The sequence below is a fragment of the Kitasatospora sp. NPDC032150 genome, from assembly GCF_055579945.1.
Map to the genome: position 1 here is coordinate 384,056 of NZ_JBVIMH010000003.1, position 16,447 is coordinate 400,502.

Annotated in this window: 13 protein-coding genes; 9 read left to right on the top strand and 4 right to left on the bottom strand. The window is 72.9% G+C overall.

Annotated elements, in window-relative coordinates; genetic code table 11:
• The first annotated feature begins 20 nt into the window (after window positions 1-20).
• A complete protein-coding gene (locus tag ACZ5ON_RS05965; RefSeq protein WP_465586026.1) occupies window positions 21-296 on the top strand; it encodes an isoamylase early set domain-containing protein in 276 nt (91 codons plus the stop codon).
• 377 nt (window positions 297-673) lie between these two features.
• Here ACZ5ON_RS05965 and ACZ5ON_RS05970 read toward each other — a convergent pair whose 3' ends face one another.
• The 4 genes from ACZ5ON_RS05970 to ACZ5ON_RS05985 form a co-directional block, all read right to left on the bottom strand.
• Window positions 674-1,207 carry a MarR family winged helix-turn-helix transcriptional regulator gene (locus ACZ5ON_RS05970; protein WP_465586028.1) on the bottom strand — a complete coding sequence of 178 codons (534 nt, stop codon included), beginning with the start codon at window positions 1,205-1,207 and terminating at the stop codon, window positions 674-676.
• Between the two features lie 144 nt (window positions 1,208-1,351).
• On the bottom strand, window positions 1,352-2,353 hold the full coding sequence (moaA, locus tag ACZ5ON_RS05975; protein WP_465586031.1) for a GTP 3',8-cyclase MoaA: 1,002 nt from the start codon (window positions 2,351-2,353) through the stop codon (window positions 1,352-1,354).
• 88 nt (window positions 2,354-2,441) lie between these two features.
• Window positions 2,442-3,509, bottom strand: a complete 1,068-nt coding sequence (locus ACZ5ON_RS05980; RefSeq protein ID WP_465586033.1) for a YeiH family protein — start codon at window positions 3,507-3,509, stop codon at window positions 2,442-2,444.
• Between the two features lie 110 nt (window positions 3,510-3,619).
• Complete coding sequence (locus ACZ5ON_RS05985; RefSeq protein ID WP_465586035.1) at window positions 3,620-4,078, bottom strand: SRPBCC family protein; 459 nt, start codon at window positions 4,076-4,078, stop codon at window positions 3,620-3,622.
• A gap of 214 nt (window positions 4,079-4,292) precedes the next feature.
• Here ACZ5ON_RS05985 and ACZ5ON_RS05990 point away from each other — a divergent pair, with 214 nt between their 5' ends.
• The 8 genes from ACZ5ON_RS05990 (at window position 4,293) to ACZ5ON_RS06025 (ending at window position 16,367) form a co-directional block, all read left to right on the top strand.
• On the top strand, window positions 4,293-4,454 hold the full coding sequence (locus tag ACZ5ON_RS05990; protein ID WP_465586037.1) for a hydrophobic protein: 162 nt from the start codon (window positions 4,293-4,295) through the stop codon (window positions 4,452-4,454).
• Window positions 4,455-4,915: 461 nt separating this feature from the next.
• Window positions 4,916-5,842: a SigB/SigF/SigG family RNA polymerase sigma factor gene (locus ACZ5ON_RS05995; protein ID WP_465586039.1), complete on the top strand. Its 927-nt coding sequence runs from the start codon at window positions 4,916-4,918 to the stop codon at window positions 5,840-5,842.
• Window positions 5,843-5,918: 76 nt separating this feature from the next.
• Window positions 5,919-6,311, top strand: coding sequence for an ATP-binding protein (locus ACZ5ON_RS06000; protein ID WP_465586127.1), 393 nt, complete (start codon window positions 5,919-5,921; stop codon window positions 6,309-6,311).
• 151 nt (window positions 6,312-6,462) lie between these two features.
• Entirely contained in the window at window positions 6,463-8,904 is a 2,442-nt protein-coding gene (locus ACZ5ON_RS06005) for a SpoIIE family protein phosphatase (protein WP_465586041.1), read from the top strand.
• Between the two features lie 90 nt (window positions 8,905-8,994).
• A complete protein-coding gene (locus ACZ5ON_RS06010) occupies window positions 8,995-9,366 on the top strand; it encodes an STAS domain-containing protein (protein WP_465586043.1) in 372 nt (123 codons plus the stop codon).
• A gap of 13 nt (window positions 9,367-9,379) precedes the next feature.
• The gene (locus tag ACZ5ON_RS06015) at window positions 9,380-9,826 is read left to right on the top strand and encodes an ATP-binding protein (RefSeq protein WP_465586045.1); all 447 of its coding nucleotides are present in this window, start codon (window positions 9,380-9,382) and stop codon (window positions 9,824-9,826) included.
• A gap of 129 nt (window positions 9,827-9,955) precedes the next feature.
• Window positions 9,956-13,897, top strand: a complete 3,942-nt coding sequence (locus tag ACZ5ON_RS06020) for a HAMP domain-containing protein (protein ID WP_465586047.1) — start codon at window positions 9,956-9,958, stop codon at window positions 13,895-13,897.
• A gap of 19 nt (window positions 13,898-13,916) precedes the next feature.
• Window positions 13,917-16,367 (top strand): SpoIIE family protein phosphatase, encoded by a 2,451-nt coding sequence (locus ACZ5ON_RS06025; RefSeq protein ID WP_465586049.1) that lies wholly within the window; start codon window positions 13,917-13,919, stop codon window positions 16,365-16,367.
• Window positions 16,368-16,447 lie beyond the last annotated feature (80 nt).

Genomic DNA, 16,447 nt, shown 5'->3' on the forward strand with positions numbered 1-16,447 from the left:
CCTGAAGGAGTGGATGTCCCATGCTGGAGCGTGTTCGGAGCAAGAACCTGGCCGAGGTGACCTTCGTGTTGCCCGCGGACCATCCCGCCGGAGAAACGAGCGTGGTCGGCGACTTCAACGGCTGGACGCCCGGCATCCACACGTTCGGCATGCGTCCGGACGGCACCCGGGCGGTCACCGTCGCGCTGTCGCCGGGTGAGCGGCACGCCTTCCGCTACCTCGCGCACGGGGACTACTGGTTCGACGACCAGGGGGCGGACAGCCACGACGGCCGGAACAACATCCTGCAGACCTGAAGCGCTCCGGGCCCCTCCCGTGAACGGGGGATCGCGGGAGCGGCACGACTTGCCGTCGCCGCTCCCGGCCCGTGGCCGGGAAGGGGATGAACGGCGGGATCGGCCGTCGCCGTCGGCGCGGCTCTTCTTCCGGACGCGGCCCCGGTCGCGAGCCGGCGGCCCGGGGCCGCATCGCGGCGCGGGGAGGCTGCTTCCCGGCCGGCGCGTCCGGCCGTGGGCCGGTGGCCGGCGGTCATGACCCAGGGCGAGATGATCAACCAGATGCCGAGGGCGGCGGCCAGCGGGTCGTTCGGCACGCGTTCGCGGTGGCTGCGCTCGGGTGCGATGTGTGGCGGGTCTGCCCGGCCGCGTAGGGAGGGCTGCCGCCTCAGTCGTCTTCAGGTGTCCGCGATGCCGTCCGGCATGTCGAGGAAGGGCTCCGGGACGGGCTCGTCCGCGGCGGCGACCAGCATGTGCAGGACCTGGACCAGCGTCGATCGCTGGTCGGGCGACAGGCGTGCGACGATCTTGGCGATCTCGCGGTGCCGGTGGGTGAGGACCTGGTCCACCAGGCGGTGGCCCTGCGTGGTCAGGCGCAGGACGACCTCGCGCCGGTCCACCGGGTTGGTCTGGCGATCGACCAGCCGCAGTGCCTCCAGCTTGTCGACCGTGCGCATGGCCGTGGACGGGTTCACCGCCAACGCGCCTGCGAGAACGGCGAGTTTGATCGGCCCCTGGTTCTGCAGGACGACCAGGGTCCGCAGCTGCGGCAGACTGAGGGGCGCGTCGACCTCGGCGACCGCACGAGCCGACAGGGCCGCGAAGAGCCGCGATGCGGTCATGACCGCCGAGACGACCTCGGCCGTGTCGTGGGACAGGCCGTCCTGTCCGCCATTGGGTCGACTCGGCTCGGTCTGCGCGTCATGTCCCATGCCGCCCTTTATATCGCGCGGTCTGGAGCGGAACGTGCGACTCGTGTGGCGAGTGGTCAGGGAGATCGTGCGCGTGATATCGCGCGGTCAGGGGCGGATCGTACGACGTCGAGCCGGCCGCCCGGCCAGGGCAGGGCGCCCCCCTCAGCCGCCGATGGCGGACATCGGCCGTTCCGGCTGGTGGAAGTCCGGATCACCGATCCCGCCGCCGGCTTTCTTGCCCCACATGGCCGCCCGCCACAGCTCGGCGATCCGCGCGTCCGTCCGCGGGTCGTCGCCGCCCTCTCGCAGGGCGGTGCGCAGGTCCGTCTCCTCGGTGGCGAACAGGCAGTTGCGGACCTGGCCGTCCGCAGTGAGCCGGGTACGGTCGCAGGCACGGCAGAACGGCTGGGTGACGCTGGCGATCACACCGACCCGGGCCGGCCCGCCGTCGACGATCCACCTCTCGGCCGGTGCGGAGCCGCGCCGCCCCGCCGGCTCCGGGGTGAGCGTGAACCGCGCGCTCAGCCGGTCGAGGATCTCCGCCGCGGTGACCATCATGCTGCGGTCCCAGCCGTGCTGCGGGTCCAGCGGCATCTGCTCGATGAAGCGCATCTCGTAGCCCCGCTCAAGGCACCAGGCGAGCAGGTCGGGTGCCTCGTGGTCGTTGATTCCGCGCATCAGTACGGTGTTCACCTTGATGGGTGAGAGGCCGGCCGCCCGGGCGGCCGTCAGGCCGGCGAGCACCTCGTGGTGACGGTCCCGCCGGGAGAGCTGCTGGAACGTCCGCGGGTCGAGGGTGTCCAGCGAGACGTTGACCCGGTCCAGGCCCGCCCCGCGCAGTGCCGCGGCGGTACGGGCGAGGCCGATGCCGTTGGTGGTGAGCGAAAGCTCCGGCCGAGGCTGGAGGTGGGCGCACGCGGTGACGATGCCGACCAGACCGGGCCGCAGCAGCGGCTCGCCGCCCGTGAACCGCACCTCCCGTACGCCCAGCAGGGTGACGGCGATCCGGACCAGCCGGACCACCTCTTCGTCGGTCAGCAGCGTGGGTTTCGCCAGCCAGGTCATGCCCTGCTCGGGCATGCAGTAGGTGCACCTCAGGTTGCAGCGGTCGGTCAGCGACACCCGCAGATCGACGGCCTGCCGCCCGAAGGTGTCCAGCAGCACTCGACCCCACCTCCTGACCGGGACCTTGGCCACTACCCGTCCATCACCAGTGTCCGTCGTCCGCAGCGGCCCAAGGTCCCGCAGCCCCTCACCCGGTGCCGGTCGCGGCCTGCAGGGCGAGGCTGGTCAGCGAGACGGTCACCCACAGGCAGCCGCCCAGCAGGAGCGGTCGCGGACCGGCCCGGCGCAGCCCGGGCAGGTCGGTGGACAGTCCGATCGCGGACAGCGCCACGGTGATGAGGAAGACCGAGATCTGGCTGAGGGCGTGGTGCGCGTGGGACGGAACGAGGCCGGCGGTATTGGCGGCCGCCACCAGCAGGAAGCCGACGAGGAACCACGGCACCAGTTGCCACGGGCGGACCCGCGAACCCGGGGCGGACCCGCGCCGCCCGCGAGCGGCCAGCGCGGCGAGTCCGAGGCAGATCGGGATGATCAGCAGGGTCCGGGTCAGCTTGACGACGACGGCGTAGTCGGTGGCCGCCGGGCCGTACGTGGTGGCGGCGGCGACCACCGAGGACATGTCGTTGACGGCGGTTCCGGCGAACAGGCCGAAGGCGTGCTGGCCGAGTCCCAGCAGGTGGCCCAGCGCAGGGAAGGTGAGGACGGCGGCGATGTTGAACAGGAAGATGGTGGAGACCGCGTAGGCGACCTCGGCGCCGGCGGCGCCGATCACCGGCGTGACGGCGGCGATGGCGGAGGCACCGCAGATGCCGGTGCCCACGCCGATCAGAGTGCGGAGATCGCCCACGACGCCCAGCCGGCGGCCGATGAAGTACGCGGCCGTGAGACAGGCCGCCAGCGACCCGACCATCACCGGCAGCGACCCCAGCCCGACCCGGAGGATCTGGGCCAGCGACAGCTGGGCGCCGAGGAGGACGACCGACAGCTGCAGCACGAACTTGCTCGCAGTTGTGATCCCCGGGCGCAGCCTCCCGCCGGGCCTGATGACGGCGGCGACCGCGATGCCGATGAGGATCCCGCTCACCGGTCCACCGACCAGCGGCACCAGCCCTCCCACGAAGGTGGCGACCGCGGCGATGCCCAGCGCGAGGGCCAGACCGGGGACTCGGGAGAACGGGCCGGCCGATCGGGGCACTGGCGATGGGTGGGGCGGGGCCGCTTCGGCGTCCGGAGCGTCCACGATGTGAGCTGTCATGCCTCCACACTGGCTTCAGTGATCCAGTCGTGGTAGAAGCCGATCGCTGATGGATGCATAGGGTGACTTTATGACTCGGTCGAGGCGGACCGGCGAGGTGGCGGACCGTCTCAACCGGGCGAGATCCGGCCGCGCCAGGCGCCGGTCTCCTGGCCGCGGGACTCGACGAAGCCCTTGAAGCGGCGCAGGTCGCCCTTGACCCGGCGATCGAGCACGCCGAGCATGTCGGCGGCCTTTTCGACCACGCCCTCCGGTTCGACGTTCATGGCGAGCCTGACCCGGGTGTGCCCCTCGTCCAGTGGTTGGAAGGTCACCACGCCCATCTGCTTGACGTCGCCTCCGATCGTCCGCCACGCCACCCGCTCGTCGGGCAGCTGGTCGACGATCTCGGTGTCGAACTCCCGGGCGACCCCGGCGATGGAGGTCCGCCAGTGGTTGTGGCGGTCGTCCAGTTGCCGTACCTCCTCGACGCCCTCCATGAAGCGGGGGAACTCCTCGAACTGCGTCCACTGGTTGTACGCCGTGTGCAGCGGGACGTCGACGTCGATCGACTCCTGCACCTTGCTCATGACCTTCCTCCTTCGCGCGACTCACTGTGGACGGCCCTGTGCTGTGGACCATGGGGCGCGTCTGCCCCGGTCCCGCCGGTCGAATCCCGCAGGCAGCGGTGGGCCGTCGCCGGGTCGCCTGCCGTCGAGCAGCGCGGCCGGCGCGACCCGGCGTTGCCGCCTGAGGAATGGCCGCACGGATTCGGGGCAGGCGCGGGCGCGGAGGTTGATAGCCATGGTTCTGTTGGTCGTTGTTCTGCTACTGGCCGTGATCCTGGCGGGTGCCGGTTTCGCCCTCCACCTGCTGTGGTGGATCGCGCTCGCCGTCTTCATCCTGTGGCTGCTCGGATTCGTCGTCGCGGGCGGTGAGGAGCGCCGGCGCTGGTACCGGTGGTGACCGGACCCCGCGAGCGCCGGGCCGGCGGGGGCGCTGCTCCTCGCCGGCCCGGCTGGGCGTCGCGTGAAACCGGGCCGCGCGGTGATCGGTGAGGGCACCGGCAACCCGATAGCGGGAGGGGGGAGTACGCCGTAACCGGCGGTGGGCCGTGCCGAGACAGTGTCGAAATCGAGTTCGACAAAGGCTCTGCCTCGGCTCGGGAGGGTTCGCCGAGCCCGGTGCGGGTACGAGACGGAAGCGGAGGGATCCGGGCCGGTGGCCCGCCTCCGTTCCGGTGACTCACCCTCGCCGTCGATCCAGCGGCACGCCTGTCGTGCCGGGACACCGTCGCCTCAAGCAGCCGGGCCGAGCGGTCTCCCACTCCCGCGCCTCGTGCGAAGACGTACCGTCCGTTCGCGGCATTTTCGTCGCGACGACGCACGCACCGGTGTGGGTCCGCGAACACCCCGGGAGATGACTCAGTGTCCGCCGTCCTGCCCACTGCCATGGTCCCGCCCACCCCGGCGACGGCCGGTGCCGCCGTCCACACCGCGGCCGCCGTCCCGGAACCGACCCCGCCAGTCCTCGACGCCGAACATCGGCCGACTTCGCAGCAGATGCGCCGCCTGGGCAAGAACGAGGCGCGCGAGCTCAGCGACGCGCTGTTCCGCCGCCTCGCCGACCTGGAGCGCGAGACGCACGCCTACAGCTACGTCCGCGGCACCATCATCGAGCTCAACATGCCGCTGGTCCGCTTCGTCGCCGCGGGCTTCCGCCACCGTGCCGCCGAGATGGACGACATCCTCCAGGTCGGCACCATCGGCCTGATCAAGGCCGTGGACGGCTACGACCCGGACCGCGGCGTCGAGTTCGTCACCTACGCCCTGCCCACCATCACCGGCGAGATCAAACGGTTCTTCCGCGACACGTCCTGGCCGCTGCGCGTTCCCCGCAGCGTCCAGGAGCTCTACCTGATGACCGCCCGCGCCTCCGACCGGCTGGAGCAGCGGCTCGGCAGGCTGCCCACGCCCGAGGAGCTCGCCGACGACCTCGGCCTCACCCGCGAGCAGGTCGCCGCCGGCCTGGACGCCGGACACGCCTACCACTGCGACTCGCTGGACGCCACCCGCGACGACGGCACCGACGACTCCGGCGGCGCCCTGCTCGACCGGCTCGGCGACTGCGACCGGAACCTCGACCTGGTGGTCTTCCGGGAGGCCGTCCGCCCGCTGCTCCGCCTGCTCACCGACCGCGAGCGCACCGTCCTGCTGCTGCGCTTCTGGGGCGATCGCACGCAGTCGGAGATCGCCGAGCGGATCGGGGTATCCCAGATGCAGGTCTCCAGGGTGCTGAGTGCCACCCTCGCCCGGCTCAGGGAACAGGTCGAGAACGGCGAAACCGGCCGCTGATCAGACGGTTGACCGGCCGTGGCCGGGGTAGACGCGGACAGTGCCAAGAGACCCCAGCAAGGCCGGGGTGAGTCAGATGCCCGTGCTCGCGCTCGACCTGGACGGGCGCGTCGGATCGGTCCGCAAGGCCCGCCACGCGGCCGAGCGGTTCTTCGCGGAACTCGCGGCCGGAGCGGGTCCCCGCTTCCGGGACGAGACCCGGGGCGACGTCCTGCTCGTGATCGCCGAACTGGTCTCCAACGCCTGCCGGCACGCGCCCGGGCCGTGCCGGCTGGTGGTCGCACCCGCCGGTGACGGCACCGTCGAGGTGGCCGTCGAGGACACCAGCCGGGAGCTGCTGGCTACCGCCTCGCCTCCGGCGGGTTACGGGCTGGTCGTGGTGACCGGGCTCTGTCGGGGCGTCCACGTCCTCCGGACACCCCTGGGCAAGATCGTCCAGGCCACCGTGGTCGAGCGCCGGCCCCGATGAGCGCCTCGATGACCGACCCGGTGACCGCTCCCGATGACCGGCCCTGGTGACTCTTCCCGCCCCCGGCGCTGGCCCCGTCGCGGTGCTCCGGCCTACGCTGGTTCCGCTCCCTCAGGGCGTTGTATGGGCGTTTCGCACCCGGAGGCCCCCGATGAGTGACGATTCGGTCGAGCGTGCCGTTCTGCAGTCCACGGTGGACCGGTTGCGGGCCGAGGTGGATGGCCTGCGCGCCGCGATGCGCACCAGAGGAGTCATCGAACAGGCCAAGGGCCTGCTCACCGAGCGGCTCTGCTGCACCCCCGACCAGGCCTTCGAGGAGCTGGTACGGCGCTCACGGGACAGCAATCGCAAGGTGGTCGAGCTGGCCGCCGAACTGCTGGGCGTCGCCGCCCCGCCGGAAACCGCCGGCCCGGAAACCGCCGGCCCGGAAACCGCCGGCCCGGAAGCCGGGCCCGGGCCCCTGCCTGGTCCGGAGCCGCTACCTTCGCCCGCGACCGGTGCCGCGCGAGCGCGACCGCCGGGTGATGGAGCCCCGCCCGGCGAGGGCTTCGCCGCCCGCTACCACCTCGCCGCCTCGGCCCTCGCCTGCGCCGACGGCCCCGACGACCTCGCCCGGCTGCTCCACGAGTACGCGCTCAGCCCGATCGGCGCGGCCGCGGTCGTCCTCGCGCTGCTCGAACCCGACGGTGCGCTGCGCCTGGTGGGCAGCCACGGCGTGCCGGCCCACCAGCTGAGCCAGTGGCAGCGGATTCCACCGCGCACCGCCGTACCGCTCACCGAGGCGGCCCAGCTCGGCACCACGGTCTGGGTGCGCAGCCGGGAGGAGTTCGCCGTCCGCTACCCCGATCTCACCGGGGAGGACCTGATTCCGGGGCGTACGGTGTGTGCGGTGCCGCTGCGCACCGGCCAGCGGCTGATCGGTGCGATGAAGCTCGGCTGGCCCGAGGAGTTCGAGCCGGATGCGGCCACCGTCCGCTACCTCTCCGCGCTGGCCCGGCTGACGGCTGCCCAGTTGGTGCGGGTGGTCAGCGCGGACGCCGAAGGGTTCGGTCCGCTGGAACCCGCCACCGAGCCCTGGTTCCGCGCGGTGCTGGACGCGCTGCTCGACCCGGTGCTGATCCTCGCCGCCGTCCGCGAGACGACCGGCAAGGTGGTCGACCTGCGGGTGGAACACGCCAACGCGGCCACCGTCGACCTGGCCGACCGCACCGGCGAGGACATCGTCGGCCACCGGGTCACCGAGCTCTACCCGGGCATGGTGGCCTCCGGCACCTTCCAGCAGCTGCTGGACGTCGCCGCCACGGGCACCCCGTACGAGGGTCGGATCGAACAGTTCATCGAGGTGGTCGGCGGAAGGGTGCACGCCTCGAGCATGACCCTGCACGCCACGCCCTTCCTCGACGGCGTCCTGGTCAGCTGGCGCACCCACGACGAGCAGGAGCGGCAGGAGACGCAGCTCGCCCAGGCCCAGCGGCTCGCCCGGCTCGGCACCTGGAGCTGGCAGGCCGGCGCCGGCAAGATCGTCTGCTCGCCCGAGCTGCGGCGGCTGCTGCGGCTGCCCGAGGGATCCGAGGACCTCGAACCGGGCGTCGTCCTCGCCGTGATCGCCCCCGAGGACCGGGACGCCGTCCGGGCGACCGCTGCGGCGGTCCTCGCCGGGCAGAGCCCCGCGACCGCCGAATTCCGCCTCGCCGGGCTCGGCACCGGGGCCGGCGACACCCGGCGCAACCTGCGGGCGATAGCCGAAACAGTGCCCGACGCGGCGTCCGGAGAGGTGGTCGCCGTCCGCGGCGTGGTCCAGGACGTCACCGCCTGGCGCCGCACCGAACAGGCCCTGACCAGCACCCGCAGCCAACTCGCCGATCAGCGCAGGAAGACCGCGATCGAACACCGCGCCGTCCAGGCACTCCAGCACGCCCTGATGGACGTACCACGCGGCCCGCACGAACCCGGCCTCGAGGTCGCCGTCCGCTACCTGCCCGCCGAACGCGAGGGCAAGGTCGGCGGCGACTGGTACGACGTCCTCACCCTCCCGAACGGCGCCGTCCTGGTCGTCGTCGGCGACGTGTCGGGCCACGGACTGCGCGCCGCCGCCGGAATGGCCCAGCTGCGGCACGCACTGCGCGGCATGGCCTACACCGGCCTGCCACCCGGGGAGATGCTGCGAAGGCTCAACGGCATGCTCTGCCACGAACGCAGCGAGTACATCGCCACCGTGGTCTGCGGACTGCTCGACCCCGCCGTCCGCACGCTAACCTGGGCCCGTGCCGGGCACCTGCCGCCGGTGGTGGCGCTGGACGGGTCCGTCCGCCTGCTCGGCCTGCCCGACGGGCTGGTACTCGGCGCGGCGTCCGCCGCGCGGTACCAGACCGCCGAGCTGCCGCTGCCTCCCGGCAGGACCGTCCTGCTCTACACCGACGGGCTGGTCGAACGGCGCGGAGACGACCTCGGCAGTGGCCTGGACCGGCTGCTCAGGGCAGTCGAGGAGTACCGGGCCGCGGAACTGGAGGGCTGCCTCGACCACGTGCTGCGCCGTCTCGGGGCCCCCAACCCCCAGGACGACACCTGTCTGGTCGGCCTCCGACTGCACTGAGCGCGCCGCCGAGCGGCCCTCTGCGGGATCCCCGGACGGTGATCTATGGTGAGAATGCGTGGCCCCGGGAGCGCGGGAGGAGCGCGGTCGATGGATGCACACCCGACGGAAGCCGGTGAATTGACCGTCTCCGCCCGGCCGTGGGCACACGGGATCGTGCTCACCCTGGAGGGCGAACTCGACCACGACAGCGCCGGGCCGCTGCGCGAGGCGCTGGACGAAGCACTCCGGCAGTCCCCGGAGCAGCTGGTGGTGGACTGCTCGGGTCTCGCCTTCTGCGACTCCACCGGCCTCAACCTGCTGCTCAGGGCCAGGCTGACCGCCGAGGCGGCCGGCGGGCGGATCATCCTCACCGGCCCCTCGCCGATCGTCGCCCGGATGTTGGAGATCACCGGCGCGCAGGACGTGTTCCAGGTCTTCGCCACCGTCGAGCAGGCCACCGCGGCGCCGGGCGGGGACTGACAGTGAGGATGTGATGGCGCACGCCGCGGGGCAGGCACCGGGCTCGCAGAGTCGAAGGCTGGTACTGGCCGACCCCCGGGGGGCCGTCCACCGCTGCCGCGAGTTCACCCGGGAGGCCCTGCGCGACTGGGGCTGGCTGCCGGCCGTCGGAGCCGAGCAGCGGATGGCCGCCGAGGACGTGCTGCTGATGACCAGTGAGCTGGTGACCAACGCCTGCCTGCACGCCGGAGGGCCGAACGAGCTGGTGCTGCGCCGCACCGGCCCGGTGCTGCGGATCGAGGTCTCGGACAGCAGCCCCCGCCCGCCGGTGCTGCTCTCCGCCGGCCGGCCCTCCCAGCCCGGCGGCCACGGACTGAGGGTGGTCGACCGGCTGGCCCGGGCCTGGGGCAGCGAGCCGGCGGGCCCGGGGAAGCGGGTCTGGCTGGAGGTCCGCTGCCCGCAGCCGCGTCGATCGGACTGACCCGGCGCCTCGCCCGCGGCCACCGGTACGCCGGGCCGCGAACGGTGGGACAGTGGAACCGGCGCAGGTCCACGGCACGGTCGCGGTCCGGCGCGAGCACCACCAGCCGAGGCCAGCCGAGGTCCGAGAATGAACGAGCCTGCCCGGTATACGAATGAACCCGCCCGGCCACCCGCCGAACACGGGCCGCGGACCGGCACGCCGACCGGGGAACGGGACACCGCGGCGGCCCCGATCGATGACGGCCTGCGCCGGCTGCTGGCCGGACTGACCGCCGTCCGTGACGGCGACTTCGGGATCCGCCTGCCGCCCGGCCCCGGACTGCTGGGCGAGATCGCCGCCGTCTTCAACGACATGGCCGACCAGCTCTCCCGGGTGAACTCCGAGGTGACCCGGGTGGCGCGCGAGGTCGGCACCGAGGGCAGGCTCGGCGGCCAGGCCCAGGTGCCGCAGGCGGCCGGCACCTGGCGGGACCTGACCGACTCGGTCAACGCGATGGCGGGCAACCTGACCGCCCAGGTCCGCAACATCGCCCAGGTCACCACGGCGGTGGCCCGGGGCGACCTGACCCGCAAGATCGACGTGGCCGCCCAGGGCGAGATCCTGGAGCTCAAGACCACCATCAACACCATGGTGGACCAGCTGTCCGCGTTCGCCGGCGAGGTGACCCGGGTGGCCCGCGAGGTCGGCAGCGAGGGCAGGCTCGGCGGCCAGGCGGACGTCCGGGACGTCTCCGGCACCTGGCGCGACCTCACCGACTCGGTGAACTCCATGGCGGGCAACCTGACCGCGCAGGTGCGCTCGATCGCCCAGGTCGCGACGGCGGTGGCCAAGGGCGATCTGACGCAGAAGATCGAGGTGGACGCGCGGGGCGAGATCCTCACCCTGAAGAGCACCATCAACACGATGGTCGACCAGCTCTCGGCCTTCGCCGGCGAGGTGACCCGCGTCGCCAGGGCGGTCGGCACCGAGGGCGACCTCGGCGGCCAGGCCACCGTCCAGGGTGTTTCGGGTACCTGGAAGGACCTCACCGACAACGTCAACGTGATGGCGTCCAACCTGACGGGTCAGGTCCGCTCGATCTCCCAAGTGGCGACGGCCGTCGCCCGGGGCGACCTCTCGCAGCGGATCACCGTGGAGGCCAAGGGCGAGGTGGCCGCGCTGGCCGGCGCGATCAACACGATGGTGGACACCCTGTCGGCGTTCGCGGACGAGGTGACCCGGGTGGCCCGCGAGGTCGGCACCGAGGGCATCCTCGGCGGCCAGGCACGGGTCCCCAACGTGGCCGGGACGTGGAAGGACCTGACCGAGAACGTCAACTTCATGGCCCACAACCTGACCAGCCAGGTCCGGAACATCGCCCAGGTCACCACCGCGGTGGCCCGCGGCGACCTCACCCGCAGGATCGACGTGGACGCGCGAGGCGAGATCCTGGAGCTCAAGACCACCATCAACACCATGGTCGACCAGCTGTCCGCCTTCGCCGCCGAGGTGACCCGGGTGGCCCGCGAGGTCGGCAGCGAGGGCAGGCTCGGCGGTCAGGCCGAGGTGGCCGGCGTCTCCGGCACCTGGAAGCGGCTCACCGAGAACGTCAACGGCCTGGCCGGGAACCTGACCCGGCAGGTGCGGGCCATCGCCGAGGTCACCGGTGCGGTGGCGGAGGGCGACCTGACCCGCTCTATCACCGTGGACGCCTCCGGCGAGGTCGCCGACCTCAAGGACAACATCAACGCCATGGTCGAGTCGCTGCGCGTCACCACCAGGGCCAATCAGGAGCAGGACTGGCTCAAGACCAACCTGGCCCGCCTCACCGGCCTGGTCCAGGGGCACCGGGAGATCGCCGCGGTGGCCGAGCTGATCATGGACGAGCTCACCCCGCTGCTCTCCGCCCAGTACGGTGCGTTCTACCTCGCCGAGGAGGCGGTCCACGCCGGGCAGGGCACCGGACTGGTCCTGATCAGCTCCTACGGGCTCCAGGACGGCACCGGCACCGCTCCCGAGCGGATCCCGCTGGGACACCGCCTGGTCGGCCAGGCGGCCCGCAGCCACCGGACCATCACCGTCACCGACCTGCCACCTGGCTACGCCGCCATCTCCTCCAGCCTCGGCCAGGCAGCGCCGCGCGAACTCATCGTGCTGCCGATCGTGGTCGAGGAACAGCTGCTCGGCGTGGTCGAGATCGCCTCCCTGCACCCCTTCACCCGGCTGCACCGCGACTTCCTGGAGCGCTTCGGCGAGGCGGTCGGCGCCAACCTCAGCACCCTGCTGGCCAATGCTCGCACCGACGACCTGCTGGAGGAGTCCCGGCGGCTGACCACCGAACTCCAGGCGCGCTCCGAGGAGTTGCAGCGAGGCCAGGAGGAGCTGCGCCGCTCCAACGCCGAACTCGAGGACAAGGCCGATCTGTTGGCCGACCAGAACCGCGACATCGAAGCGAAGAACCTGGAGATCGAACAGGCCCGCCGCGAACTGGAGGACCGAGCCCGGCAGTTGACCAGCGCCTCGATGTACAAGTCCGAGTTCCTCGCCAACATGAGCCACGAACTGCGCACCCCGCTCAACAGCCTGCTCATCCTCGCGCAGCTGCTCGCCCGGAACCCGGACGGCAATCTGACCCCCAAACAGGTCGAGTACGCCGAGGTGATCCGCTCGGCCGGCTCCGACCTGCTGCAACTGATCAACGACATCCTCGACCTTTCCAAGGTCGAGGCGGGCAAGATGGACATCAGCGCCGAGCGCTTCCCGCTGCGCGAACTGCTGGAGTACGTCGAGTCCACCTTCCGGCCGCTCGCCGGACAGAAGAACCTGGACTTCGAGGTGGTCACCAGCCCCGGGGCCCCGGAGGAACTGGTCACCGACCAGGCCCGGTTGCGCCAGGTGCTGCGCAACCTGCTGTCCAACGCGGTCAAGTTCACCGACCAGGGCCGGGTGGAACTGCGCATCGAACCCAGCAGCGCGGACGAACTCCCCGAAGAGCTGCGCCACTCGGGGGGCTGCCTGGCCTTCCGGGTCAAGGACACCGGAATCGGCATCCCCGAACAGCACCTGGAGTCCATCTTCGGAGCCTTCCAACAGGCCGACGGCACCACCGGCCGCAGGTACGGCGGCACGGGCCTCGGCCTGTCCATCAGCCGTGAGCTGGCCCATCTGCTCGGCGGCACCATCACCACCAGCAGCACCCCCGGCGAGGGCAGCTGCTTCACCCTGCACCTGCCCGCCGCTGCCGCGCCCCGGGACGTCTCGGCCCCCGCCGAGCAGCAGGCCGAGCCATCCGGACTCCTGGTCGTCGAGGCCGACCCGCCGGGCCTGCTGACCCTGCTCGCCGAGAGCACCGCGGCCGGCCGGGACCCGGCGATCACCGTCCGCAGCGCCGGTACCCCGGCCGAGGCGCTGACGGCGCTGGCGGCCGGACCCTGCCGCTGCGTGGTACTCGACCTCGCCCTGCCCGAGGACGGCGCCCGGCGGCTGCTGGCCGCGCTGGCGGAGGGCGGGCACGCCGTCCCCGTACTCGGCTGCCCCGGCGGGCCCGCGGAGCAGGGGCAGGCTCCGAGGGCCGAGCGTCTGCACGTGGTCGCGGGCCTGGACGAACTGCGCGAGCGGATCGTCCGTGCGATCGACGGCGGGACCGTCGTCCCTCCCGGCACGCCCGTCGCCGCACCCGGAGCGGCCGGGAAGCCCGCCGAGGCCGAGGACCCGCTGTCCGGGCGGACCGTACTGGTCGTCGACGACGACACCCGCAACGTCTTCGCGATCACCGGGATCCTGGAGCAGCACGGAGTCCGGGTGCTGCACGCCGCGAACGGACAGGCCGCGCTCGACCTGCTGTACGCCAACCCCGACACCTGCCTGGTCCTGATGGACATCATGATGCCCGGGATGGACGGCTACGCCGCGATCGGGGCGATCCGGGACACCGCCGAGTTCGCGGCCGTCCCGATCATCGCGGTGACCGCCAAGGCAATGCCGGGGGACCGCGCCAAGAGCCTCGCCGCCGGTGCCGACGACCATGTCACCAAGCCCGTGGACGCGGACGATCTGATCGGCCGGATCCGGCGCCGGCTGGAGCGGTGACGAGAGCGGACGGGACCCGATGACCGGCACCGAACCCACCGCCACCCCGCAACCGGGACCTTCGGCACCGGGACCTTCGGCACCGGGCCGGGCCGGGCCGGGTACCGCCGGCGCCGAAGCGTGCGGACCGGGCGGACGCGAGCCCGGCACCGGCGAACCGGGTGCGCGCGAACTGGCCGCGGCCGTCCGCCGGCTCCAGGGCGAACTGGCCCGGCTGCGAGCCGAGTCGGCCGCCCGGCCGATCGTCGAACTGGCCACCGGCATCCTGGCGGAACGCCTCGGCTGCCCGCCCGCCGACGCCGCCGAGCAACTCGCGGTACTCGCCGACCGGGCCCACGTCCGGGTGGCGGAACTCGCCGCCGACATCGTCGGCGAGCGCGCCGGCATCGGCACCGCGCCCGGTGCCGGGCCGCCCGAACCCGTTCCGCCGCCCACCGCGGGTCCGGCGCCGCCCGCGACCGCCCGTACCGACCCGCAGGCCGCCGCCGAAGCGGTGCTCGAACACGTCGGACGCCTGACCGGCGTCACCGGCGTGCTGGTCTGGGCCGCCGAGAGCGGCGGAGGGCTGACGCTCGCCGGAGCAGTCGGTTTCTCGGCGGCGGCGGTCAGCGGATGGCGACACATCCCGCCCGGAGTGGACTGCCCGGCGCAGCTCGCCGCCGCCACCGGACGCGAACTCGGCCCGGACGAGCCCGAGGTGACCCGCGCCCCCACCCCCGGCCGGAAGGAGGCCCCCTACCGGGCCGCACTGCCGATCCGCCGCCGCGCCCGCCTGCTCGGCGTGCTGGAACTGGCCTGGCCCACCCGACCGGCCGAGCCGACCGAGACGGTCCGCCGCCAGCTGCGGGCGCTCGCCGACATCTGCGCGCTCACCCTGCCCGCGGCGCTCCCACCGCCCGGCCCGGCCCCGGACCGGCCGGTGGCCGACACAGGACCGGACACCGTCTTCGAGACGGCATCCGAGGCGGCCCTCGACGCGGTGCTGACCCCCGCGCTGCTGCTCGCCCCGGTCCTGGGCGAGGACGACGAACTCACCGACTTCCGGATACTGCGCGTCAACGCGCGCTTCACCGACCCGGCCGGCCGGTCCGCCCACACCCTGGAGGGCGGCTCCCTGGTCGAGGCGTATCCGCTCGCCTGCGCCGACGGGCTGCTGGAACGGCTCCGCGGGGTCTACGCCACCGGCGAGGCGATCCGGGGTGAGGAACTGCGCCTGGGCTTCCTGATCGGTGAACTGTCGCTGCCGACCGGCCTGGAGATCGCCGCAGCCCGCCTCGACGACCGCCTGCTGCTCAGCTGGCGCTTCGCCGAGGACGACGCCAGACAGAACGCGCTGGTGCGCAACGCCCAGCGGCTGGCCCGTCTCGGCGGCTTCGAGGAGGACCTGATCACCGGAACCATCCGCTGGAACGCGAGTCTGTACGAGCTGCACGGACTGCCGCCGTCCGCCGTCCCGGTGCCGTTCGCCGCGCTCCCCGCCCACGTGCACCCCGAGGACGAGCAGACCGTCCGGCGGCTGGTGCGCAGCGTGCAGCGACAGCGCAAGGCGTCCTCCGCGGTCTTCCGGCTGGTCAGACCGAACGGGCTGACCCGCTACACCCGGGTGGTCGCCGAACCGGTGCTCGACACCACCGGGCGCCTGGTCGCCCTCCACGGCGCCTACCAGGACGTGTCGGCGCAGCACTGGACCGAGATCGCCCTCGCTGCCACCCGCGAACGGCTCGCCGACAGCGAGCAGCAGGCCGCCGAGCGACACCGCCTCGCGCTGCGGCTCCAACAGGCCATCCTGCCGCCCGAGCCGCCGCCGCTGGACGCCGCCGGGCTCCGCGCCGCCGTCCGCTACCGCCCCGCCGCCCAGCAGGAACGGGTCGGCGGTGACTGGTACGACGCGGTGCTGCTGCCCGACGGCGCCGCCCTGCTGGTGGTCGGGGACATGGCCGGGCACGGCGTCGAGGCCGCCACCGGCATGGTCGCGCTGCGCAATGCCCTGCGAGGCCTCGCGGTCACCGGGGCGGGACCCGCCCGGCTGCTCGACTGGCTCAACACCGCGGCCGTCTCGTTCACCGAGCCGGCCACCGCCACCGCCGTCTGCGCCCGCTACGACCCCGCCCGCCGGCAGCTGTGCTGGGCCAGGGCCGGGCACCTGCCGCCGATCCTGCTCCGGGCGGGCCGGGCCCGGCTGCTGCCCATGCCGTCCGGCGTCCTGCTCGGCGCGGACCACGGGGCGGTGTACGAGGAGCAGACCCTGCGCCTGGAAGCGGGTGACATCCTGCTGCTCTACACGGACGGACTGATCGAGCGCCGGGACCGCTCCGTCGAGGACTCGGTGCGCGAATTGGTGGACGACGTCGGCAGGTCGGAGGAGGACCTGGACGACCTGCTGGACCGGCTGCTGGACCGGAGCACCGCCGACACCGACGACGACACCTGCCTGATCGCCGTCCAGGTGGCTGCCGAACCCCAGGACTGAGCGGACTGCTCGGGTGCCCGGGCCGGGCGCGCCCCGCACCCGGCTCACAGGTCGGATGCACCACCGCCTGCGGAGTCCGG